Source organism: Streptomyces sp. ICN903, from assembly GCF_022015835.1.
GTDB lineage: Bacteria > Actinomycetota > Actinomycetes > Streptomycetales > Streptomycetaceae > Streptomyces > Streptomyces fenghuangensis.
This window is the reverse complement of the sequence record NZ_JAKMAY010000012.1, coordinates 1-21,503: the sequence shown is the minus strand read 5'-3', so window position 1 is coordinate 21,503 and position 21,503 is coordinate 1. Positions and strand designations below refer to the sequence as shown.

The 21,503-nt window shown below is 72.4% G+C and carries 23 protein-coding genes and 1 riboswitch; of the genes, 17 read left to right on the top strand and 6 right to left on the bottom strand.

The window, feature by feature from the left end; all coding sequences use genetic code 11:
• Positions 1-79: 79 nt before the first annotated feature.
• The 4 genes from L7D48_RS02615 to L7D48_RS02600 are packed head-to-tail and all read right to left on the bottom strand — an operon-like array spanning position 80 to position 2,820.
• Positions 80-952, bottom strand: a complete 873-nt coding sequence (locus L7D48_RS02615) for an energy-coupling factor ABC transporter ATP-binding protein (RefSeq protein ID WP_237876954.1) — start codon at positions 950-952, stop codon at positions 80-82.
• Positions 949-1,698, bottom strand: a complete 750-nt coding sequence (gene cbiQ, locus L7D48_RS02610) for a cobalt ECF transporter T component CbiQ (protein WP_237876953.1) — start codon at positions 1,696-1,698, stop codon at positions 949-951. The genes L7D48_RS02615 and cbiQ overlap by 4 nt, the downstream gene beginning before the upstream one ends.
• A 4-nt stretch (positions 1,699-1,702) precedes the next feature.
• Entirely contained in the window at positions 1,703-2,110 is a 408-nt protein-coding gene (locus tag L7D48_RS02605; protein ID WP_237876951.1) for an energy-coupling factor ABC transporter substrate-binding protein, read from the bottom strand.
• Entirely contained in the window at positions 2,110-2,820 is a 711-nt protein-coding gene (locus L7D48_RS02600; RefSeq protein WP_237876972.1) for an energy-coupling factor ABC transporter permease, read from the bottom strand. The genes L7D48_RS02605 and L7D48_RS02600 overlap by 1 nt, the downstream gene beginning before the upstream one ends.
• 29 nt (positions 2,821-2,849) lie before the next feature.
• A riboswitch (cobalamin riboswitch) is annotated at positions 2,850-3,035 on the bottom strand.
• A 313-nt stretch (positions 3,036-3,348) separates the two neighbouring features.
• Between L7D48_RS02600 and L7D48_RS02595 the strand changes: the two genes are divergently transcribed.
• The 3 genes from L7D48_RS02595 (at position 3,349) to L7D48_RS02585 (ending at position 6,852) form a co-directional block, all read left to right on the top strand.
• The gene (locus L7D48_RS02595; protein WP_374490733.1) at positions 3,349-4,881 is read left to right on the top strand and encodes a fused MFS/spermidine synthase; all 1,533 of its coding nucleotides are present in this window, start codon (positions 3,349-3,351) and stop codon (positions 4,879-4,881) included.
• Positions 4,882-5,030: 149 nt separating this feature from the next.
• Complete coding sequence (locus L7D48_RS02590; protein WP_237876949.1) at positions 5,031-5,471, top strand: MerR family transcriptional regulator; 441 nt, start codon at positions 5,031-5,033, stop codon at positions 5,469-5,471.
• A 178-nt stretch (positions 5,472-5,649) separates the two neighbouring features.
• Complete coding sequence (locus tag L7D48_RS02585; RefSeq protein WP_237876947.1) at positions 5,650-6,852, top strand: MFS transporter; 1,203 nt, start codon at positions 5,650-5,652, stop codon at positions 6,850-6,852.
• A 32-nt stretch (positions 6,853-6,884) separates the two neighbouring features.
• Here L7D48_RS02585 and rox read toward each other — a convergent pair whose 3' ends face one another.
• Positions 6,885-8,318: a rifampin monooxygenase gene (gene rox, locus L7D48_RS02580; RefSeq protein WP_237876945.1), complete on the bottom strand. Its 1,434-nt coding sequence runs from the start codon at positions 8,316-8,318 to the stop codon at positions 6,885-6,887.
• Between the two features lie 429 nt (positions 8,319-8,747).
• Here rox and L7D48_RS02575 point away from each other — a divergent pair, with 429 nt between their 5' ends.
• The 12 genes from L7D48_RS02575 to L7D48_RS02520 all read left to right on the top strand — a co-directional run bounded on the left by L7D48_RS02575 (position 8,748) and on the right by L7D48_RS02520 (position 18,533).
• The gene (locus L7D48_RS02575) at positions 8,748-9,929 is read left to right on the top strand and encodes an ImmA/IrrE family metallo-endopeptidase (RefSeq protein ID WP_237876943.1); all 1,182 of its coding nucleotides are present in this window, start codon (positions 8,748-8,750) and stop codon (positions 9,927-9,929) included.
• On the top strand, positions 9,926-10,108 hold the full coding sequence (locus L7D48_RS02570) for a hypothetical protein (protein WP_237876941.1): 183 nt from the start codon (positions 9,926-9,928) through the stop codon (positions 10,106-10,108). The genes L7D48_RS02575 and L7D48_RS02570 overlap by 4 nt, the downstream gene beginning before the upstream one ends.
• Before the next feature lie 45 nt (positions 10,109-10,153).
• Positions 10,154-10,471 (top strand): hypothetical protein, encoded by a 318-nt coding sequence (locus L7D48_RS02565; protein WP_237876939.1) that lies wholly within the window; start codon positions 10,154-10,156, stop codon positions 10,469-10,471.
• Positions 10,472-10,612: 141 nt separating this feature from the next.
• On the top strand, positions 10,613-11,590 hold the full coding sequence (locus L7D48_RS02560; protein ID WP_237876937.1) for a GlxA family transcriptional regulator: 978 nt from the start codon (positions 10,613-10,615) through the stop codon (positions 11,588-11,590).
• 45 nt (positions 11,591-11,635) lie between these two features.
• Complete coding sequence (locus L7D48_RS02555) at positions 11,636-12,274, top strand: DJ-1/PfpI family protein (RefSeq protein ID WP_237876935.1); 639 nt, start codon at positions 11,636-11,638, stop codon at positions 12,272-12,274.
• A gap of 73 nt (positions 12,275-12,347) precedes the next feature.
• Positions 12,348-13,415 (top strand): MerR family transcriptional regulator, encoded by a 1,068-nt coding sequence (locus L7D48_RS02550; protein WP_237876933.1) that lies wholly within the window; start codon positions 12,348-12,350, stop codon positions 13,413-13,415.
• 77 nt (positions 13,416-13,492) lie between these two features.
• Complete coding sequence (locus L7D48_RS02545; RefSeq protein WP_237876968.1) at positions 13,493-13,969, top strand: hypothetical protein; 477 nt, start codon at positions 13,493-13,495, stop codon at positions 13,967-13,969.
• Between the two features lie 274 nt (positions 13,970-14,243).
• Positions 14,244-14,651, top strand: coding sequence for a hypothetical protein (locus tag L7D48_RS02540; protein WP_237876931.1), 408 nt, complete (start codon positions 14,244-14,246; stop codon positions 14,649-14,651).
• Between the two features lie 79 nt (positions 14,652-14,730).
• On the top strand, positions 14,731-16,014 hold the full coding sequence (locus L7D48_RS02535; RefSeq protein WP_237876929.1) for a hypothetical protein: 1,284 nt from the start codon (positions 14,731-14,733) through the stop codon (positions 16,012-16,014).
• Positions 16,014-16,610, top strand: a complete 597-nt coding sequence (locus L7D48_RS02530; protein ID WP_237876966.1) for a hypothetical protein — start codon at positions 16,014-16,016, stop codon at positions 16,608-16,610. Before L7D48_RS02535 ends, L7D48_RS02530 begins: the two co-directional genes overlap by 1 nt.
• Positions 16,607-17,338 carry an ATP-binding cassette domain-containing protein gene (locus tag L7D48_RS02525; protein ID WP_237876927.1) on the top strand — a complete coding sequence of 244 codons (732 nt, stop codon included), beginning with the start codon at positions 16,607-16,609 and terminating at the stop codon, positions 17,336-17,338. The genes L7D48_RS02530 and L7D48_RS02525 overlap by 4 nt, the downstream gene beginning before the upstream one ends.
• Positions 17,339-17,540: 202 nt before the next feature.
• A complete protein-coding gene (locus tag L7D48_RS02520) occupies positions 17,541-18,533 on the top strand; it encodes an alpha/beta fold hydrolase (protein ID WP_237876925.1) in 993 nt (330 codons plus the stop codon).
• 137 nt (positions 18,534-18,670) lie between these two features.
• Here L7D48_RS02520 and L7D48_RS02515 read toward each other — a convergent pair whose 3' ends face one another.
• Positions 18,671-19,960, bottom strand: coding sequence for a helix-turn-helix domain-containing protein (locus L7D48_RS02515; RefSeq protein WP_237876923.1), 1,290 nt, complete (start codon positions 19,958-19,960; stop codon positions 18,671-18,673).
• A 228-nt stretch (positions 19,961-20,188) separates the two neighbouring features.
• Here L7D48_RS02515 and L7D48_RS02510 point away from each other — a divergent pair, with 228 nt between their 5' ends.
• Together L7D48_RS02510 and L7D48_RS02505 are read left to right on the top strand one after the other, a co-directional pair.
• Positions 20,189-20,614, top strand: a complete 426-nt coding sequence (locus L7D48_RS02510) for a hypothetical protein (protein WP_237876921.1) — start codon at positions 20,189-20,191, stop codon at positions 20,612-20,614.
• Between the two features lie 118 nt (positions 20,615-20,732).
• The gene (locus L7D48_RS02505; RefSeq protein WP_237876919.1) at positions 20,733-21,422 is read left to right on the top strand and encodes a methyltransferase domain-containing protein; all 690 of its coding nucleotides are present in this window, start codon (positions 20,733-20,735) and stop codon (positions 21,420-21,422) included.
• Positions 21,423-21,503 lie beyond the last annotated feature (81 nt).

Sequence of the window (21,503 nt, the reverse complement as noted above, 5' to 3'; positions counted from 1 at the left end):
GGCCGCCGCGGGCGCCGCCGGATTCCCGGTGTGCGGCGGGCCGTTCCCCCCGCCGCTCGCGCGCCCGTGCCCGCGCTCGTCAGGCACCGGCCGTCGGGGCAGGGCCGGGGCCGTCGGCGTGAGCGTGCGCGAGCGCCGCCAGCTCCTCCGGGGTGCGGGGGCCCGCGGTGGCGCCGGAGACCAGGCCCCGCGCCCGCAGCAGCCGTTCCACCGCTATGCCCCAGGGCAGCCGCAACCCCGCCCGGTGCAGGAGGTCGGTGCGGGCCAGCATCGCGGAGGCCGGCCCGGTACGGACCCCGTCCGGGGTGAGCAGCGCCGCGTCGTCGGCCCAGAGCAGGGCGAGGTCGACGTCGTGCGTGGCCATCACCACCGTCGTCCCGCCCTCGCACAGCCCGCCCAGGGTGGCGAGCAGCCGCTCCCGGCCGTCCGGGTCGAGTCCCGCGGTCGGCTCGTCGAGGACCAGGACCTCCGGCCGCATCGCGACCGCCCCCGCGATCGCGGTCCGCTTGCGCTGGCCGTAGGAGAGCAGATGGGTGGGACGGTCGGCCAGGTGGCCGATGTCCAGGGCGGTCAGTGCCTCGTCGACCCGCGCCCGCACCTCGGCGTCCGGCAGCCCCAGGTTCAGCGGCCCGAAGGAGACGTCCTGGGCGACGGAGGCGGCGAAGAGCTGGTCGTCCGGGTCCTGCACGACGAGCTGGACGGTGGTGCGCAGCCGGGTCAGCCCCTTGCGGTCGTAGGCGACGGGCCGCCCCCGGAGGGTCAACTCGCCGGCGTCCGGACGCAGTCCGCCGCTCAGCAGCCGCATCAGCGTGGTCTTGCCGCTGCCGTTGCGGCCCAGCAGGGCGAGCGTGCGCCCTTCGCGCACCTCGAAGTCGAGGCCGCTGAGCACCGGCGGCCCGTCCTCGTAGGAGAAGGAGGCCTTCCGCAGGGCCACGAGTGCCGGCTCGCTCACGTCAGCGGTCCTTCCAGGACGAGGGTGAGGGCGGTCACGGCGCCCAGGAGCGCGACGCTGCCGGAGGCGAAGCGCGCGGAGACGCCCGTCTCGGGCACCAGCACCCGCAGGGTGCCGTCGTAGCCCCGCCCGGCGAGCCCGTCCTGCAGCCGGGCGGCCCGGCCGAAGGCGCGGACGAACGCGGTGGCGCCGAGAGAGGCGAGGGAGCGCCAGGCCGCGGCCCGGGTGGTGTGCCCGAGCCGGGCGGCCTGCGCCTCGCGGACGCGGCGCACCGAATCCAGCAGCAGGAAGCTCATCCGGTACGTCACCAGGGCGACGTCCACGACCGGCGCGGGTACGCCGGCCCTCACCAGGCGGGGCAGCAGGTCGGACATCGGGGTGGTGAAGGCGAACAGCAGCACGCCCAGCGAGGCCGCCGAGGTGCGCAGCAGCAGCTCCCCGGCGCGGGCCGGGCCGTCGTCGGCGAGGGACAGCAGCCCTTCCGGACCGCCGACCTGGACGAGCAGCGTGGCCGCGCCGGTCACGCAGAAACCCAGGGGCACCCGGCAGGCGCGCCACAGTCTGCGGCCGGGCACGCCCGCCGGGCCCAGCAGCACGGCGAGCGCGGTGAGGAGCACCAGGGCCGCGCCCGGCCATGGCGGCAGGCAGAGCGCCAGCGCGGTGAGGCCGAAGCCGAGCACGGCCTTGTCCACGGGGTGGCGGCGGCGCCAGCGGTTGCCGTGCGCCGCCGCGTCGATCGGCAGCACGGGCTCAGGCTCCCCGGATCCCGGTCTCCCCGGTGCTCCCCGCGGTGCCCCCGGCTTCCTCCGGCCCCGCTTCCGGTCGCGCCCCCGGCTGTGCCTCCCGCGGCGCCCCGGCCCGCCGCTCGCCTTGGCGGCGCCCGCGGCGCAGGCCGAAGTAGTAGGCGAGAACGCCCGCGCCGAGCGCGGCCTGCAGGGCGAACAGCGCCGACTCGACCTCCCCGGAGGGCGGCTCGTACAGCGGGGAGAACCACGGCTCGTAGTCCGGCTCGATCTCGGTGATCGCCGTCTCCGCCTCGGCGTCGGCGCCGGCGAACGGCTCCTCCTTGTGGTCGCCGAGGCCGAGGGCCAGGGGCAGGACCGCGAGGGCGGCCACGGCGAGCAGCAGCAGGGCGTTGATCTTCGTGTTCCTGCTCATCACGCCACCGCCTCGCTGCCGGCCGCCTTCCGCTCTCCGGCCCGCCCGCCGGACACCAGCACGCCCAGCCGGGTCAGCTCGCCCCGGCTGGACCGCACCAGCAGCCGCATCACGAACACCGTCAGAAGCCCCTCGCTCACCGCGAGGGGGATCTGCGTGAGGGCGAAGATGGTGCCGAACTTGCCGAGCGCGCCCCAGAATCCGCTGACCGGGTCGGGGAACGCCAGAGCCAGCTGCGCGCTGGTGACGCAGTAGGTGGACAGGTCGGCGGCGAAGGCGCCGAAGAAGACGGCCGCCATCAGCGGCGCGCCGGACCGCCGCAGCAGCCGGTAGAGGGCGTATCCGGCCCAGGGGCCGGCGATCGCCATCGAGAAGGCGTTGGCGCCCAGCGTGGTCAGGCCGCCGTGCGCGAGCAGCAGCGCCTGGAACAGGAGTGTGATCGTGCCCAGTACCGCCATCACCGGCGGCCGGAACAGGACGGCCCCCAGTCCCGTACCGGTGGGGTGCGAGCAACTCCCGGTCACCGAGGGCAGCTTCAGGGCCGACAGGACGAACGTGAAGGCCCCGGATGCGCCCAGGAGCAGAGTGCTCCCGGGATGCTCCCTGACCTCACGGGTGAGACGGCGGACTCCGTGGACGATGAACGGAGCGGACGCGGCGCACCAGGCGGCCGCGTGCGCGGGGGGCAGGAAGCCCTCGGCTATGTGCATGACCGGACAGACCCTCTCCAGCACCTCGTGGATGGTTGACGCGCCTTGGCCGGTCTCCTGGCTGACGGGTACCACCGCCCGGGCTCCGCCTTCCCGGGCCCCGAAGGACCCAGTGGCCGCCCGCGAGGGCTGGAGCCGGACTTCCCGATCACAGTGGCGAGGGCCGCACCGGTATCGCACCGGATTTCCCGTTCACCAAGGCGTGGCGACAGTAGTGCGCGCGCGGAAGCGTTGGCAAGCAGGCCCTTTTTCGCGTACGGGTCCGGGTCCGGGAGGACAGGTCCGGCGCCGGTACGGAGCGCGTTGTGCGGGTGGGCGCCGTGGACCGGGCCGGCGCGCGGCGTGACGGCGGCGGGCCTGGGCCGTTGGGCAGGGAGGCAGGCCCATGACGCGGTACGGAGGGGGAGGCGGTGGCCACGACGGCTCCGCCCAGTGACTCGCGCGCCGTCGGCGGACCCCGGATACCCGGGCAACAAGGGCTTCGGGCATGGCCGTTCGGCCGGCGCGGCGCGTGCGAGGATGTCCCATGTGACCGAATCGTCTTCCCCGCCCGTCACGGAGAGCGCGCCCCGCGGCCGCGGCATGGGCTCCCGCGCCGCCGCCGTGCTCGTGTTCGGCTCCTCGGCCGCGGTCCTGGTCGTCGAGATCGTCGCCCTGCGGCTGCTGGCCCCCTACCTCGGCCTCACCCTCGAGACCAGCACCATGGTGATCGGCATAGCCCTCACCGCGATCGCGCTGGGCTCCTGGCTGGGCGGGCGTATCGCCGACCGGGCCGACCCGCGCCGGCTCCTGGGCCCCTCGCTCGGGGTGTCGGGAGCGGTGGTGGCGCTCACCCCCGCCGTGCTGCGCACCACAGCGGAGTGGGCGCCTCCTGCGCTGCTGTCGATCGCGTCGCTGACCATCCTGGTGCCGGGCGCGCTGCTCTCCGCGGTGACGCCGATCGTGACCAAGCTGCGTCTGACCACTCTCGCCGAGACCGGAACGGTCGTGGGCCGGCTGTCCGGCGTCGGCACCGCCGGCGCCATCTTCGGCACCGTCCTGACCGGTTTCGTCCTCGTGTCACGCCTGCCGGTCAGCGGCATCCTGATCGGTCTCGGCTCGCTGCTGGTGGCCGGCTCGGCGCTGGTCGAGTGGCGGACGCGCGGGTGGAGCGGCGCCCCCGCCCTGGCGCTCGCGGTCGTCGCCGGCGGCCTGGCCGCCACGGTCGCGCCCGGCGGCTGCGACGCGGAGACCAGGTACCACTGCGCACGGGTCGTCGCCGATCCCGACCGGGAAAGCGGCCGCACACTCGTCCTGGACGGCCTGCGGCACTCCTACGTGGACGTCGAGGACCCGACCTACCTGAAGTTCACCTACGTGCGCGCCATCGCGTCGGTGGTCGACGCCGCCTTTCCCGGCCAGGAGCCGCTCGCCGCCCACCACCTGGGCGGCGGCGGGCTCACCTTCCCCCGCTACCTGGCGGCCACGCGGCCCGGAACGCGCAGCGTCGTGTCCGAGATCGACGGCGGGGTCGTGCGCATCGACCACGACCGGCTCGGTCTGGGCTCCGAAACCGGCATCGACGTACGTGTGGAGGACGGAAGGCTCGGCCTGCGGCGGCTGGAGAACGGCAGCCGCGACCTCGTCGTCGGCGACGCCTTCGGGGGCGTCAGCGTGCCATGGCACCTGACCACGGTGGAGGCGATGACCGACGTACGAAGGGTGCTCGACGAGGACGGCCTGTACGTCGCCAACCTCATCGACCACGGTGATCTGGCCTTCGCGCGCGCCGAGGCGGCCACCCTCGGCGAGGTCTTCGAGCACGTCGCCCTCGTCGGCGACCCCGCCGACATCGGCCTGGGCCCGGCCGCCGCCGACGGCGGCAACCTGGTGGTGCTCGCCTCCGGCCGGCCGGTCGACCCGCACGCGGTCCAGGAAGAGCTGGACGCCCGGGGGACCGGCTGGAAGGTCGTCACCGGTGACGACCTCGCCTCCTGGATGGGCGACGCCCGGCCGCTCACCGACGACTACGCGCCCGTCGACCAGCTCCTCCAGCCCTACGGCCCACGCAGCGGCCGGTGACAGGAGGCGGGTCCCCAGGGCAGCCGCGACCCCGCCCACGGCGCCCGGTTGGGAAGCAACCGGTGCGCCGCCGCGGTTGTCCGTTGTGCGCCGCCGGCCGTGACGTGGCCGGCGGCCGCCCTGTGGGCCTTCGCCGTGAAAGGGGACACGTGCAGATCGGGGAGTTGTCCGAGCGGACCGGGGCGAGCCGCCGGTCCATCCGGTACTACGAGCAGAAGGGGCTGCTGCGCTCCCACCGCACCGCCAAAGGATGGCGGGAGTACGACGAGGAGGCCGTCAACAGGGTCCTCAACGTCAGGGAGCTGCTGGCCTCCGGGCTGACCGTCGAGGACATCCTGCGGGTCGAGCCCTGCCTGTCCATGGAGATGGCCGACTTCATGTCCTGCTCCGACGCCGACCACGCGATCTCGATGTACGAGGAGCGGCTGGCCGTCATCGACGAGAAGGCCGCCCTGCTCCGGCGCCACCGCGAGGAACTGGTGCGCCGTATCGCCCTGCTGCGCACCCGGTCCGGAGCCGACGGATTCGAGGAGGTCCTCAGGAGGGCACGCGGAACGGGCCGGGGGACGGGACCGGGACAGCGGGCTTGACCCTGACACCGGTGTCACCACCTAGCGTCCCGGGAGTGCGCGGATCCGGGCGGCGGCAGGCGTGGAGCCTGCCGCCGCCCGGATCCCGGTTCCCATCGCTACGAGCGCGCGTCCCCCGAGCGGAAGGGCCGATCCCCGTCCCCGCCGCCCCGGCGCGCGTGACGGAGGTTCGCCCATCATGAGAAAAAGCCTGCCGAGTTGGCTTCTCGTGCTGTTCCTGACCCTGTTGGCCACGGCCACGGACGAGTTCATCATCGCCGGTGTGCTCAAGACGATCGCGGCCGACCTGGAGGTGAGCGTGCCGGCGGCCGGGCAGCTGGTGACGGTGTTCGCCGTCGTCTACGCGCTGGGAGCCCCGACGCTGGCGGTGGTGTTCGAGCGCTTCCCCAAGCGCACCGTGATGGTCGCCGGGCTGCTGGTGTTCGTCCTGGCCAACGCCGCCGCCGCGCTCGCGCCGGGGTACTGGCCGCTGATGGCGGCCCGGGTGCTCGCCGCACTGGCCGCGGCCGTGGTGACCTCGGCCGCCTTCACCACCGCGGCCATGGGCGCGCCGGAGGGCATGCAGGGGCGTTACCTCGGTGTGGCCACGGCGGGCATGACGGCGGCGCTGTTCACCGGTGTGCCGCTGGGCTCGTGGCTGGGCGGCGCCTTCGGCTGGCGGGCGACGTTCTGGCTGATCGCCGCGGTGGGGGTGGTGGCCGCGCTCGGGCTTCTGGCCACGGCACCGCGTATCGGCGGCAGTGAGCCCGCGCCGCTGCGGGAGCAGCTCGCCCCGCTGCGGAACACGGCCGTACTGCGTCTGGTGACGGTCACCTTCCTGGCGGCGAGCGGCGGCCTGATGTTCTACACCTATCTCGCGGCCTACACCGCCGAGGTCGCCGGCGGCTCCTACGGGCTGCTGTCGGTGATGCTCCTGATCGTGGGCGTCGCGGGCCTGTTCGGCGCCGTGCTGGCCGGCCGCGCGGCCGACGCGCTGGGCCCGCAGCGTAGCCTCCGTCTGGTCATCGGCGGGCACGCCGTCGCGCTGGCGCTGGCTGCGGCCCTGCTGTTCAGCGGTATCGGCAACCCGGTGGTGATGGGTGCGGTCATCGCCTTCTGGTCGGTGTTCGCGTGGGGTCTGAATCCGCCCATCCAGGGGAGCATCATGGGCGCGGCGGGCCCCCAGGTGGCGATGACCGCCCTCGCGCTGAACATCAGCGGCCTCTACCTCGGCACCGGTGTGGCGGGCGCGCTCGGCGGCGCCGTCATCGGCGTCGCGGACATCGGCTGGGTGCCGGTGGCGGCCACCGCGCTGATGGCCTTCTCGTTCCTCCTCACCCCCCGTGCGGTGCCCGGGAAGCGGGCCGGGGACAGAAACACCCCCCGGCTCGCCGAAGCCTGAGCCCCCGCCGGGGGCGGGCCCCCGCCCCCGGCTCAGCCGGTGGTGGCGGGGCCGAACCACCTGGGCAGGTGGTCGAGCAGCCCGGACTGCTCCTCTCCCGCCCACGCCACATGGCCGTCCGGCCGCAGCAGCACCGCGGGCGCGTCCAACTCCCCGCCGGTGTCGGTGACATGGTCCACGCGGTCCGCCCAGCCCGCCACCGACAGCCGGCCGGTCCCGTCCAGCAGCAGCCCGCGTCCGCCGTGCATCAGCTCGTACAGGCGGCGGCCCTGTCCCAGCTTCACGTCCGGCAGCCGCCGGCCGAGCAGTTCGTGGCCCGGGCCGAAGTCGTAGCGGACCGAGATCGCGGTGATCTTCTCGGTCAGATGCCGGTTGACCTCCTCGAAGTCCATCAGCTCCGACACCAGCCGGCGCACCGACCGCGGGCCGGGGTCGGTGGACATCAGCACCATCTGCGCGCGGGTGTTGTCCAGTACGTCGGCGGCCACCGGGTGCCGTTCGTCGTGGTAGCTGTCCAGCAGCCCCTCCGGCGCCCAGCCGGCGACCTCGGCGGCCAGTTTCCAACCCAGGTTGAAGGCGTCCTGGATGCCGAGGTTGAGACCCTGGCCGCCGACCGGGGGGTGGATGTGGGCGGCGTCGCCGGCCAGCAGCACCCGGCCGGCCCGGTAGCGCTCGGCCTGCCGGGTGGCGTCGCCGAAGCGGGAGAGCCAGCGCGGCGAGTGCACGCCGAAGTCGGTGCCGGCGACCGCCCGCAACCGCTCCCTGACCTCCTCCAGCGTCGGAGGGACGGTGCGGTCCCCGGCCAGCCCCTCGGCCGGCACGACGACGCGGTAGATCCCCTCCTCGACGGGCCCGACGCCGAACCGCAGCTGGGTCCTGCGCACATCGGCCACCACGGCCGCGATCACCGCGGGATCCTCGGTCGCCTCCATCTCGCCCAGCAGCGTCTCGACCCCGGCGGGCTCGCCGGGAAAACCGACGCCGAGCAGTTTGCGCACCGTACTGCGGCCGCCGTCGCAGCCGACGGCGTAGCGCGAGCGCAGCCGCGTACCGTCGGCCAACTCGACGGTCACCCCCTCCTCGTCCTGCTCCAGCCCGGTCACCTCGCGGCCGCGCCGGATCTCGGCGCCCAGCTCGGCGGCGCGCTCGGCCAGCAGCCGGTCGGTGACCGGCTGCGGGATGCCCAGGACGTACGGGTGCGCGGTGTCCAGCCGCTCGGGCGAGGGCTTGGGGATGCCGGCGAAGAAGCCGCCGACCGGGTACTGCCTGCCGTGCGCGAGGAACCGGTCCAGCAGGCCGCGCTGGTCCATCACCTCGATGCTGCGCACGTGCAGGCCGAGCGCGCGGACGACCCCGGTCGGCTCCGCCTCCCTCTCCAGCACCACCACGCGTACACCGTGCAGCCGCAGCTCGCAGGCCAGCATCAGACCGGTCGGCCCGGCGCCGGCGATGATCACGTCGATCACGGAAGTCCCCCATGTGAAGAGAATCGGTCCCGGACCGGCCGTCCCGTGCGCCGCATAAGCGCACAGTGGTACGCACAACCTGTGAAATCCGTCGTTTGCGCGGTTTCCGGCCCAGGGCGACGATTCTGCGGCAGGACCCGGGTCTTGCCGCAAGGCCCCCGGTGCGCTATAGGTTGAAGATGGCGGGGTGGGTCTCTTCCCCCGCCGGGCGCCGACCGCGCGGGTCGGCCGCGCGGGTCGGCCGTACGAGCCGCCCGCGATCAGAGCGGAGCGCCGCCGAACCCGATCTCGTTCCCCTCCCAGGCTGCTGTGCGTGGCCCGGTGCGCCGTTCGGCCGGGTGTTCCGCGTGGTCGAGCCAGTCCTGGCGCGGTCTGCCTGATCCTCACCAGCGTGTTGCGATTTTCGCATCTCCCTCCTAGGGTGACCCCGTGACCGAGAATGTGATCGAGCGTGTACGCAAGGTGATGAACGCGGCGTCGGTCAGCCAGGCGATTTTCGCCGAGCGCGTCGGGCTGACCCCGGACAAGCTGTCGAAGTCCCTGAACGGCGTCCGCCGTTTCACGTCCCTGGACCTCGCGCGGATCGCGGAGTTCGGCGGCACCACGGTCGACTGGCTGCTGACCGGCCGCGAACCGATTCGTCCCGCCTTCGCGGCCCGCGCCAGGGCCTCGGCGATGGACGAGTACGGCCGCGGCAGACTCCAGGACCTCCTGGACAGGTTCACCGCGGCGCACGAGGTTCTCGGCCTCCTCGGACTGGCGCCGGAGCTGCCGGAACTGCCCCGGGTGCGCGCGGACATCGAGCGGTACGTCGACCAGGGGGCGGCCCTCGCGCAGGACGCGCGTGCCCGCCTCGCGGCGGAGGGGCTGCCGGCCGTCGGAGGCACGGAAACCGCCGATCTCCTCCAGGCCATGGAGCGCGCCTTCGGTGTCGACGTGGCGAAGATCGGCCTTCCGGACGGGATCGACGGTGCGGCCTGGCAGACGGACGGATACCGGCTCGTCATGATCGCCCGGTCCGATGTGCCGACCCGCCAGCGGTTCACCCTCGCCCACGAACTCGGACACATCCTGGCCGGAGACGCCCAGGACCTGCTGACGGAGAACCATCTGTCCCCGGGGCGGCAGAAGGACCTGACCGAGGTGCGCGCGAACGTCTTCGCCACAGACCTCCTGATGCCCCGCGGCGAGATTGACGGTCTGCTACGGGGGGAGGCCCCGACGGACGAATGCCTCACCTCGCTGGTCGTGCACTTCCAGGTCTCTCCCAGTGCCCTGGCGGCCCGCCTTTCGCAGTTGGACGCCGTCGACCGGCGGACGGCGGACAGACTGCGCGGACTCACGACGCAGACCTGCCACTGGCTGGCCGGGCAGAGCGACCTGTTCGAGGCGCGCACGGCATGGTCGAGGGGCAAGCGGCTGCCCATGCGTCCCGCCCGGCTGCTGTACGAGGCATACCGGGCGGGAGAGACCACCCTGCGGCCGCTGGCGGCCTACACCGGGCAGGACGTCGGCAGGCTCCGCGAGGTACTCGACCCGGCGGCAGCTCCCCGGAAGAGCGCGCTCAACGCCTCCGGAGCGGAGGAAGGGGAGCTGGTCTTCCAGCCATGAGGCGCCACTGCTGGTTTCCCGACAACACGGTGCTGTGCAACTTCGCGGCGGTCGACCGCCTGAGCCTGCTGGAGAAAGTCCTCGACGGCCGAGGGCGCTGGACGCAGGCCGTCGCCGCCGAAGCCGGGCGGTCGGCACGGTACTGGCCGAAGCTGGAGCAGGTGGCCGTCGGCGGATGACTCGGTGAGCCCGTCGAGATCGACGATCCCGCCGAGGTCGCTCTGGTGGACCGTGTTCGGCGAGTCGTCTTCGCGGGCTCCGCGTCCCGCCCCCTGCAGCACCTGGGGGAGGCGGAGACACTGGTCGTCATCGAGCACCGCGCCGAGTTCACGGATTCCGTGTGGATCACCGACGACGGTGAGGCCGGCCACTACGCACGCCGCAAGGGCATCCACGTCAAAGACACCGTCGGCCTGATGCGTGAGGCCGTCGTGGACAGCCTGATCATGGCCGATACCGGCCACAGCCTTCTGCTGGACATGGAGCGGGCCGGACGGTATCCGCGGGGTGTTCCGCACAGACCCGCGGACCTGCTGCGCTGAGCGTTGCGGGCCCGTCGGCCTCACCACAGCGTGCCGGGCGGCGGCGGCGCGGTGCCCCGGCGCCCGGCCACCACGCCCATGGCAGGAAAGGTGGGAAAGCCGTCATTGCTGCTATCCCGGCCGGCTGCCAGGCTGAGGCGCATGAAGCCCCACAGCGTGCTCATCGTCCTCTACGACGATGTGCAGAGCCTGGACGTGACCGGCCCGCTGGAGGTGTTCGCGGGAGCGGGCACGGCGACCGGACGGCCGGGCACATACCGCATCACGACCGCCGGACCCGGCGGCGGGCCGGTGCGCACCAGCAGCGGAATGCGCCTGCTGCCCGACGAGGACCTCGACCGCGTCGGGCCGCCCCACACCCTCCTGGTGCCCGGCGGGCGCGGCACGGTCGATCCCGATCCGGCCGTGGTGCGGCGGATCGCCGAACTGGCCCCGGCCGCCGAGCGCGTGGTGTCGGTGTGCACGGGCGCCTTCCTGCTCGCCGAGGCCGGGCTGCTGGCCGGCCGCCGCGTCACCACGCACTGGGCGCGCTGCGACAGCCTCGCCCGGCGCTTCCCGGACGTCGAGGTCGATCCCGAACCGATCTACGTCAGGGACGGGAACATCTCCACCTCGGCCGGCGTCACGGCGGGGATCGACCTGGCCCTGGCTCTGGTCGAGGAGGACCTCGGCCGGGACACCGCACTCCTGGTCGCCAGGCACCTGGTGATGTTCCTGCGCAGGCCGGGCGGCCAGGCGCAGTTCAGCACGCAGCTGGCCGCCCAGCTCGCCGAGCGGCACCCGCTGCGCGAGGTCCAGCGCTGGATCGCCGAGCACCCCGGCGAGGACCTGTCGGTCGAGGCCCTGGCCGGCCGCGCCGCGATGTCGCCCCGCCACTTCGCCCGCGCCTTCGCCGCCGAGGTCGGCACGACGCCCGGACGCTACGTGGACGGGGTCCGGCTGGAGACGGCCCGCCGGCTCCTGGAGGACACCGGGGACGGCATCGAGGAGATCGCCCGATCCTGCGGCTACGGCACCCCGGAGGCGATGCGGCGCGCCTTCGTCCGCGCCCTGGCCATACCACCCGCCGAGTACCGGCGCCGCTTCCGCACCACCCACCGGGCCCACCAGGCCCACTGAGCCGAATCCGCGAACCCACCGAACCCACCGAACCGGAGGACGACGATGCGGATCGCCATCCTGCTGTACGACCGCTTCACGGCGCTGGACGCCGTCGGCCCCTACGAGATCCTCTCCCGCGTCCCCGGCACGGAGGTGGTCTTCACCGCCGCCCGCCCCGGCCCCGTCCGCACCGACATGGGCAGCCTGGCCCTGACCGCGGACGCCGCACTGCCGGATGTGGCGGCGCCCGACGCAGTCCTCGTCCCCGGCGGCCCCGGTGTCGCGGACCTGCTGGCGGACGAGCCCGTCCTGGACTGGCTGCGCGGCGCCGACGCGTTCACCACCTGGACGGCCTCGGTCTGCTCCGGCTCCCTGCTGCTGGGCGCGGCCGGGCTGCTGGCCGGACGACGGGCCACCTCGCACTGGATCTGCCTGGACCACCTGCGCGCCCTCGGCGTCGTCCCCGTCCCGGAGCGGGTCGTCACCGACGGCAAGTACGCCACCGCCGCCGGAGTTTCGGCCGGCATCGACCTCGCCCTCCACCTGGCCGGGCGCATGGCCGGCGACGAGGTGGCCGAGGCCGTACAGCTCGTCGTCGAGTACGACCCGCAGCCGCCCTACAACGCCGGCTCCACCGCCACCGCGCCCGCCGCACTGGTGGAGTCCCTGCGCGCGAGCAACCTCGTCGTCGCCCGAGCCTGAATCCCTCACCGCTCTCCCCTCACTCAGTACCCGGTGTTGACCTTCGACCTGCTTGAAGCCCGACGATGACCGGGTGCCGAATTCCGAGCTGATGCCCATCGGGGTCTTCGCCCGGCGCACCGGTCTGACCCCCAGCGCGCTGAGGTTCTACGCCGACTCCGGGCTGCTGCCCCCCGCCGAGACCGATCCGGTCTCGGGCTACCGCTACTACGGCGCCGACCAGGTGCCACGGGCCACCACCCTCCGCCGGCTCCGCCGGATCGCCATGCCGCTGACCACCGCCGAGGCGGTGCTCGACGCCGGACCCGGCGAGGCGTCCCGGCTGATCGACGAGCACGTCGCGAAGGTCCTCGGGGACGCGGCGGCGGTACGCGGGGAAGCCGCCGAACTCAAGTCGTCGCTCCACGGCGCGCCGAGCCGGCCGGTCGCCGCGCTGAAGGGGCCCGTGCTGGCCGACGCGGTCGAGCAGGTTCTGACCGCGACCGCGTGCGATCCGGAGCTGCCGGTACTGGGCGGGCTGCGCGTCGAGGCGACCGCCGAGGCGGTCGCGCTGACCGCGACCGACCGGTACCGGCTCTCGACCCGGACACTCGTCCCCGCCGAACCGGCGGCCACGGCCTGGGCCGCCACGGTCGACGGCGGCGAACTGCGGGCCGCGACAGGCGAGATGCGCCGCAGCCCCCTGGTACGTGTCGAGGCGACACCGTACGGCATCCGGCTGCGCATGGCGGGACGTGAGGACCGGCACTGCCGGGTGCTGACGGGGGAGTTCCCCGACCACCACCTGATGCTCGCCTCCCTGCCGGAGGCCACCACCCGCGCGACGGTGGCGAAGGACGCGCTGCTGCGGGCACTGGAGGAACACCCGGGCGGGCGGATCGAGCTGCACGCCACCCGGCACGGACTGGCCCTCCCGGCGGCCGGCGAACCCCCCGGCGCCCTGCTCCCGGCCACCGTGACGGGAGGGGAGGTGCGGGTCTTCTTCGAGCTGACCACCCTCTACCCGGCCGTCAGCACCGCCATCGGCCCCGACGTGATGCTCGACCTGCGCGGGACCGATCTGCCCGCCACGGTCCGCTCCGCCGACCGCGGCGACCTGACCACCTGGGCCATGCCCGCCGGCCCCGACCACCGCGCCTGACCGACAACCACGAGGAGCACCCACCAGTGACCACCACCTCCACCACATCTGCCGTCCCCGCCGCCCCCGACCCGACGATGGAGGCCATCGGCGCCGCCGTCACCGAAGGACAGAACGGCGAGGCACAGACCGCCCGCCGCAAACTCCTGGACCTGTGGTCCGCGATCGGACCCACCGGCGACCCGCTGCACCGCTGCACCCTCGCGCACCACCTGGCGGACCTCCACGAGGACCCCGCCCAGGCCCTGGCCTGGGACGTCCGGGCCCTGGACGCCGCCGACGCCGTGACCGAACAGCGTCTTCAGGAACACCACGCCGGTCTGAGCATCGCCGCCCTCTACCCGTCCCTGCACCTCAACCTCGCCGACGACTACCGCCGGCTCGGTTCGTTCGACGCCGCCGCCGAGCACATCGACGCGGCCCGCGGGCACGTCCCCGATCTTCCCGAGGGCGTCTACGGCGGCTTCCTGCGCACCGCCGTCGAGCAGGTGGCCGAGGCCATCACCCGGCGGGACACCGCCAAGCGGTCCTCCGCCCCGGGCTCCACCGCATGACGCACGGACAGCGCGCCCCGCAGCATCTTCGTGCGGGAAGAGGGCGTGAAGGCCGGGCATCGAACCGACGCAGAAGCCTCATCCAGCTTCACACGGGCTACTTCACCGAAAAGACTTGAATGGTTACCTTGAGTTGACGCGAAGATCAATTATTCGATAACTTCCATGCCTCACCTGATGTGGACATGCCTCGTGGGGGGCTGCGTCGGGGCGAGGGATTCGGAGTTTCCGCATGATGAGTAGATCTTCCAAGCGTGTATCCACGGTGGTCGCGATGGCCTCAGCCGCCGTGTTTGCGCTGTCTCCTGGCGCCTGGGCCAACTGGTCGAGCAGTATCAGCGGGTGGACGGACGGTGGCGGGAGCAACGGACAGTCTCGTTATTGGGCAGACCAGAGCTACACGGAGATCATCTTCAAGGGCTGCTCCGTACAGGGCGGTAGTAAAACGACTGGTGTCGAGCTGTGGGACTACGACGCTCTGTCGTCCAACGACTTCTACGGTGAGAAGACCTTCACCAACTGTTTCAAGGGTGCGAGCTATGCGAGCCGAGGCGCCTACAACGGTCTGCCTCAGGAGTCGGACTACTTCTTCCAGCTCGACAACGTCGGTGGCGGGAGCTATGCATGCTGCCTGCTGTGGGCGAGCTATGCGGGAGTCGACACGACTCTCGCCGACTCCTGATCGGTGTTCTGCAGTGTGGTGCCTCGCCGTCGGCGAGGCACCACACCCCCTGTTCGGACCGATCCAGGAAGCCAAGAAGTTGAAACCCCTCACGCTCGTCAGGTCCAGCAGCGCGCTGCGGGTCGCGCCCGTCGTCCTGCTCCTCGTGTTCGCCTACTACGCCACCGATCTCGGTGACGACCTCCGTATCGATCCGCTGGGCTACTCCGCCACCGTGGTCGACGCGGTGCTGCGCAACCTGCTGCCTGTGGCCTTCGCGGTCGCCTCTGGGCTCGCCGCGTGGGAGGCACGGAAGCTGGGAGCCTCCGAGATCTGGAGGCTGGGGGCGGTGCGGTCCCGTTACACCGTCGCCGCACAGCAACTGGCCCCCGTTGTCGTACTGGCCTGGCTGATCCTGACTCTTCCCGCGTTGTGCGCTCTTGTTCAGGAGCAGGTCGTACCCGACCCGCCCGGCCTCGTACTGCTGGCCTTCGCTCTGGTGCTCTGCGTCGCCCACGCCGTCGTCGGATTCGCCGCCGGGACCGCCATCCGGCACATCGCCGTGGTGCCGGTCGTCGCGGTCACCGACTTCCTGGCCGTCGGCTGGTCCACCGGGCTGTCGATACCGTGGCCCCGGCACCTCACCGGCCTCTTCGCCGGAAAGATGATGTTCGGGGAACTCCCCACCCCCGCCGCACTCGCGGCTCCCCTCCTGCTCGCCGTCGGCACGGCCGGCGCCATGGCCCTGCTGTGGGCCCCTGTTTCCCGCCTGCTACGAGGAGCCGTCGCGGGAGTGCTCGCCCTCGCCTGCGCGTTCGGGTCGTTCTCCCTGGTCGGTGACTGGAGCTACATAGGCCCGCGGAGCACCGGTCACGGCGCACTCGCTTGTGCAGGACAGGCCCCGCGCATCTGTCTGCCCGAGGCGCGCGCCGAGCACATCCAGGTTCTCACCGAGGAAGCCGGGACGACGCTGGAAACCCTGCGCCGAGCCGGTCTGACCGCCGAACCGGCTTCCATCACGGACACGTCCCTCAACCTCCGCTACCCCGAACCCTCCACGGAGGAGGACTGGAACGTCCCACTCGCCGTCGGCGCGGCGACCGGCACCGTCCGCTACCAGATCGCCCGCGAAGCGGTGCGCTTCGAATGCGCCCCACCCGCCACCGGCCCCGCCCGCCAGGTGTACTACTGGGTGTCCTCCAAGGTCGGACAGGCGGAAACCTACCTGAAACGGCTCAGCACCGAACCCGACTTCACAGCCCGGGAACGCAGCCGTCTCCAGAACCGGGTGGGGGAGGTCCTGCGACTCAGCAGGGCGCAACAACTGGACTGGTACGAGGCGACCGTGGCGGAGGCCTGCGAGGAAGACAGGGATGCGGCGTGATGTGGTGGCTGCGCGCCCGCCGCGCCCACACTCGGCTGCCCATGGGTTTCCTGATGTTCACGCTCCTGGCGGCGGTCGTTCAGGACACCCCTCTTTTTCTGCCGTCCATCTGGTCCGGCGGCTCCGAGATCGTGCAGGCCGTCACACTCGTTCCACTCGTGCTGACCTCGGTCCTCTTCGACTGCCTGCACACCCGGCTGGACGCCGCCGAGAACACCGGGATCCGGCCCGTCAGGTTCCTCGACGTTCTGCTCACACTTGGCGTGGTGGCACTCGCAATCGCCGTGGGCGAGGTGATCGCCATGGTCACCGGCGCCGCGTCGGCCGAGACACTGGGTCGAAACACGGCCTTCCTCGCCGGCCTCACCCTGCTGTGCGGGGCTCTCTTCGGGAAATCCGCGATCCTCGTTCCCGCACTGTGGCCGCTGATCGGCGTGCTCTTCGGGATGAGAGGGCCCGGCGACGCCTATCCGTGGACCGTACTCCTCGAACCGCCCGACACCTGGTACGCCTCCACGGGAGCCCTTCTGATGCTTGCCGTCGGCATCGGCGCCCACCTTCTTCCACCGAACCGCCTCGCACGGAGAGCCGTATGACCCTCGTTCTCGATTCCTGCACCTTCGCCTACGGTCGGCGGCGGGCTGCCGTGCTGAAGGACTTCGACTACCGCCTTCCGGACGGACTGACCGTCCTTCTCGGGCCGAACGGGGCCGGCAAGTCCACGATGCTTCGGCTGGCCGCCGCCGTCACCGCGCCCCAGCGGGGGACTGTGACCTGGGACGGGCTCGACGCGAAGAGCAAGGACTACCGGCGGGCGGTGGCCTGGATGCCGCAGAACATCACACCCCTGCCCTCGCTCACGGCACGGGAGTACGTCGCCTATGTGGGCTGGCTGAAAGGGATGAGCAGGGGCGATGCCTGGGACAACGCCCCCCGGGCGCTGTCCCGCGTCGAGATGTCGGAGCATGCCGGCACCCGTACGGACCGGCTTTCGGGCGGCCAGCTCAGGCGCGTGGGCGTGGCCTGCGCCCTGGTTCACGACGCACGGGTCCTCCTCCTGGACGAGCCCACGGCCGGCATGGACCCGCGCCAGCGACGGGTCTTCCGCGACCTCCTCGTCGCGGTCAAGGGCGAGGTCCGCGTCCTGCTGTCCACACACGATGTGACCGACCTCGCCGAAGAGGCCGATCACGTGTCCGTTCTGGTCGGCGGGCGTCTTGTGCAGAGCGGGCCGACCAGTGGGTTCCTCGCCCACACTCCGCCCGGTACGGCACCGGGCCGGGCCGCCGAGGGGGCGTACACGGCCCTGCTCGAGTCGGCCTGACCCGGTCCGGACGAGCCCGCCCGCAGTTCGGGGACGGGATGCCTTGAGCGGAAGGCACACGCCGCCGGGTACGTGCTTGCCGGACCGGCAAACGGGCTCGCCCTCCGGGCGAGGTCTCCCGCATGATCGGGGCCGATCCGCCGGTGGGCCGGAGAAGACCGGCCCACCGGCGGCGGCGCCCCACGGCCCTTGAGGAGGCCCCATGCCGCAGCACGACGGGCGACACACCACGGAGATCACCCACCGGTCGGTACCCTCACCGGGAGGCCGGATCCACCTGGTGGAGCAGGGGAGCGGGCCGCTGGTGCTGCTCGTCCACGGCTTCCCGGAGTCCTGGTACTCCTGGCGCCACCAGTTGCCGGCCATCGCGGCGGCGGGATACCGCGCGGTCGCGATCGACGTGCGCGGCTACGGCCGTTCTTCCAAACCGGCCGCCACGGACGCCTACCGGACGCTCCACCTGGTGGAGGACAACGTCGCGGTGGTACGCGCCCTGGGCGAGGAGACGGCGGTGGTCGTCGGCCACGACTGGGGCTCGCCCATCGCCGCGAACTCCGCGCTGCTCAGGCCGGAGATCTTCCGCGCCGTGGGACTGCTGAGCGTCCCCTACAGCCCGCGCGGCGGGCCGCGCCCCGGCGATGTCTTCGCGCGGATGGGAGGGGAGGAGGAGCTCTACGTCTCCTACTTCCAGCGGCCAGACCGCGCCGAGGCCGAGATCGAGCCCGATGTGCGCGGCTGGCTCGCGGGCCTCTACGCGGCCCTGTCCGCCGACACCATGCCCGCACCCGGCGCTCCTGACCCGCACTTCGTCGGCAGGGGCGCGACGATGCGGGAGCGGTTCCCCGCCGACCGGCTGCCCGCCTGGCTGGGCGAGGATGAACTCGACTTCTACGCCGGGGAGTTCGAGCGCACCGGCTTCACCGGGGCGCTCAACCGCTACCGCAACATGGACCGCGACTGGGAGGACCTCGCCGCCTACGACGGCGCCCCCGTCACCCAGCCCTCGCTGTTCATCGGCGGCGGCCTGGACGCCTCCACGACCTGGCTGGCCGACGCGATCGAGGCGTATCCGACCACGCTGCCCGGCCTGGTCTCCTCCCACATCCTCGACGGCTGCGGCCACTGGATCCAGCAGGAGCGGCCCGCCGAGGTCAACCGCCTGCTGACCGGCTGGCTCGCCACCCTGCCCGACTGACCCGCACGCTCTGCCGCACTTCCGGCCCCGGACAGGCTCAGCAGCGGAACCGGGCCCGAATCCGGTGGGCCGAGCGCAGTCGTGCCGGGCCGGGGCTGGGAGGCGGCCGGCTCCCGCCGCGCCAAGGACCGGAAACGTCATCCGGCCCGCGTCAACACGGCGGCGTGCAGTTCCCGAACCCCGGTTGTCCGGGGGTGCTGTTCGACCAGCTCGGTGACGATACTGCGGATCGCGGGCCGATCCCGGACCTCACCGGGGCTGGCCCTGTACGCGTCGAGCAAGGCGCGGGCAGCCTGTTCGGGTCTGTCCCATGCCCACCAGGCTCGCGCCATGTCGGTGCCCAGCCTCGCCTTCCGCTCGGCGGTCGGAAACTGGGCCGGCCTCAGGCCCTTCCCGGCCTCCAGCGCGGCACCCGCGTCGCCGAGCGCCCAGTGCACGCCGACCGTGTACAGGTCGACAGCGGCCGGGCTGATGGGGAACAGGCGGTCTGCCGGGGCGGTTTGCGGTAGCCGGCGGGCGGCGCGGCGGGCTTCCTCGACCATTGCCAGTGGTTCGGTCCGCTGTCCACCCCGGGCGGCGGTGTAGGCCAGAGTACAGAGCATCTGTGCGTACGCGGACGCTGACGCGTCGGTCCGCAGGCCTGTCGCCTCCACGTCGGATGTCGCGGCGGACATGATGCGCCGGGCCTCTTCGGTACGGTTCTGATGGCGCAGCACGATCGCCAGTTCCCGGACGGCGGCCGCGGAAGCGAGCGGGGAACCGGACACCTCAGCCCAGGTCCGGGCACGGTCTGCGGTAAGCCGGGCCTGCTCGTATGCCCCGAGCTTACTCAGCACGGCGGTTGCCAGGCTGTACACGGAGGAGAGACGGGCCTGATCGAGTTCCCGGTGGGAGGAGGAGACGGCGTGTCCGTCCGCGATGAGCCCGGGCAGTACGGACAGCAGCCGTCCGTGCGCACCCTTGTTGTACAGCTCACGGGCGGTCGCCAGACGGGTGTCCAGCGGCCCGCCGCCGGTCGGTGCGGGGGTGTATGCCAGGGCCTCGTCGAGTCCCAGCAACAGGGCAGCCGGCCCGGCCGCCGTGGCGGTGAGCAACGTACGGCGGCGCATCGGGTCCTCCTCGGCGTGCGGACTGGCCGTCACTTTAGTGGCCGCCGGTGCAGCTTGGGCGGGGGGCGCCAGGGAACTCACCAGCATGTGTTGTGGGACACCGACCTCAAGCGCGGCGCGGTGCACCAGTGTCAGGTCGACGATTCTGGTGCGGCGCTCCAGCCGGGAGACCGTGGCCGGTGAACAGCCGAGCCGTTCGCCGAGGTCTGCGAGCGTCCAGGAGCGATGCTCACGGCCGAGGCGGACGAGAGCACCTGGACGCCGCTGCGCGGTCAGCTCAAGCGCTTCGGGTGTACTCCATAGCGGGTCAACGGGCACAGGCTCCCCCCCCACGCCGCACAGCCGGATCTCCCCACGGTACGGATGCCGGGCGAGGGCGTCGAGGCCGCTTGCACGACGTGCAAGTCCGTTGCACGGAAAGAGAATTTGTCACTGAGGAGCCGTTCGGTGCGGTGTGCTGGGTGTACGCCCCGAGCCACGGGGCGCTCACCGTTCATGGGAGGCACTATGGCAACGGCTGTAGCACTTTCTCCGGCTGCGGGCACGATGACCGGTCCAGCCCGGTCCGCCAGGAAGGCCGTGCCAGCCGGTCTGTGGGACAAGCAGGTCGGGCTCCTCCAGCGTGACTACCCGTACGACTCGGTCATGGCCGCTCGGGTCCTGGGTCAGGGGTATGCCTACCTGCTGACCGCGATGAAGCACCGGGGCGAGTCGCTGGGTCTCGTGCCCAGCAGGCTCGTCGACATCGGTGTCCACACGATCATCCTCGACACCGTGGCGTACGCCGAGCTGTGCGACCGTTTCAACGGCGGTCACTTCTTGCACCATGTGCCCGAGGTCGAGATGAAGAACGACGGCTCGGTGATGAAGACGGCGCGCATCATCGCCGCCGACGGCTGGGAGGTCGACCTGTCGCTGTGGGAGGACGCGGCAGAGTGCGGTCCGTGCCACCCCGGCAACGACTCGCACTGACCAGGACGACTCGTGCATAGCGAGACGTGTCCGGTCCTCCGTCGGGAGCGCCGGACACGTCCCGGTGACATTCCCGCGAACCACCCCGGCGCCGCGCCGCGCCCGCCAGGATGGGGCGGTGACCACCACCGCGGATCTCTGGCACCACTACGGCCGCGCCCGTGCCGAGCGTGACCGTGCCGTCCCCAAGGCCTTCCACTGGATCTGGAGCCAGGACGGCGGTCCCGGCCCGGAGATTATGGGGGACCTTTCGGGCCGGGTCGTCGGCGACCTCGGCGCCGGGGCGGCACGACACGCCGCGCACCTCGTGACCCGCCACGACCCCGCCCGGGTCGTCGCCGTCGACGCCTCGCCGGCGCAGTACGGGATCGCCACCGGCCTCTACGGCCACCTCGCGCCGCGCCTGCGCATCACACAGTCGGATGCCGTGCCGCATCTGCGCACGATGACCGGCTCCTACGACGTGCTGTACAGCGTCTTCGGCGCGATCGACTTCACCGACCCGTACGAACTGCTGCCAGTGGCGGCGTCCGCTCTCAGTCCGGGCGGCCGGTTGGTGTTCTCCACCCTGGCGCACCACCTGGGCGGCGCCCCCGCGCGGACGGACGCGGCAGCCACTGTTGTCCCGGCGAGGACACCTGAGGGCGAGAAGGTCACGATGCGCCGCTGGGTGCTCCAGGAAAACATCTGGATCAAGGCCCTGGACGAGGCGGGTTTCGGCAGGATCGCCGCTGAGGTACTGCCCGCGGCGGCCGGTGGGCCGTGCGCCGCCGACACACTGCTGGTGACCGCCTACCGTCCCTGCTGAGCCGCGCCCGTCCGCTCTTGCCCCCGTACAGCCGTGTGCCGGGCGGGCGCGGCTCAGCAGGGACGGTAGGCGGTCACCAGC

Bases quoted from the DNA above. Each gene is read 5' to 3' on its own strand.
- L7D48_RS02605 (WP_237876951.1), bottom strand. From the start codon at position 2,110: ATGAGCAGGAACACGAAGATCAACGCCCTGCTGCTGCTCGCCGTGGCC.
- L7D48_RS02555 (WP_237876935.1), top strand. From the start codon at position 11,636: ATGCGGATCGCCATCCTGCTGTACGACCGCTTCACGGCGCTGGACGCC.
- L7D48_RS02520 (WP_237876925.1), top strand. From the start codon at position 17,541: ATGCCGCAGCACGACGGGCGACACACCACGGAGATCACCCACCGGTCG.
- L7D48_RS02600 (WP_237876972.1), bottom strand. From the start codon at position 2,820: ATGCACATAGCCGAGGGCTTCCTGCCCCCCGCGCACGCGGCCGCCTGG.
- L7D48_RS02560 (WP_237876937.1), top strand. From the start codon at position 10,613: ATGAAGCCCCACAGCGTGCTCATCGTCCTCTACGACGATGTGCAGAGC.
- L7D48_RS02510 (WP_237876921.1), top strand. From the start codon at position 20,189: ATGACCGGTCCAGCCCGGTCCGCCAGGAAGGCCGTGCCAGCCGGTCTG.
- L7D48_RS02570 (WP_237876941.1), top strand. From the start codon at position 9,926: ATGAGGCGCCACTGCTGGTTTCCCGACAACACGGTGCTGTGCAACTTC.
- L7D48_RS02525 (WP_237876927.1), top strand. From the start codon at position 16,607: ATGACCCTCGTTCTCGATTCCTGCACCTTCGCCTACGGTCGGCGGCGG.
- L7D48_RS02585 (WP_237876947.1), top strand. From the start codon at position 5,650: ATGAGAAAAAGCCTGCCGAGTTGGCTTCTCGTGCTGTTCCTGACCCTG.
- L7D48_RS02545 (WP_237876968.1), top strand. From the start codon at position 13,493: ATGGAGGCCATCGGCGCCGCCGTCACCGAAGGACAGAACGGCGAGGCA.
- L7D48_RS02540 (WP_237876931.1), top strand. From the start codon at position 14,244: ATGGCCTCAGCCGCCGTGTTTGCGCTGTCTCCTGGCGCCTGGGCCAAC.
- L7D48_RS02530 (WP_237876966.1), top strand. From the start codon at position 16,014: ATGTGGTGGCTGCGCGCCCGCCGCGCCCACACTCGGCTGCCCATGGGT.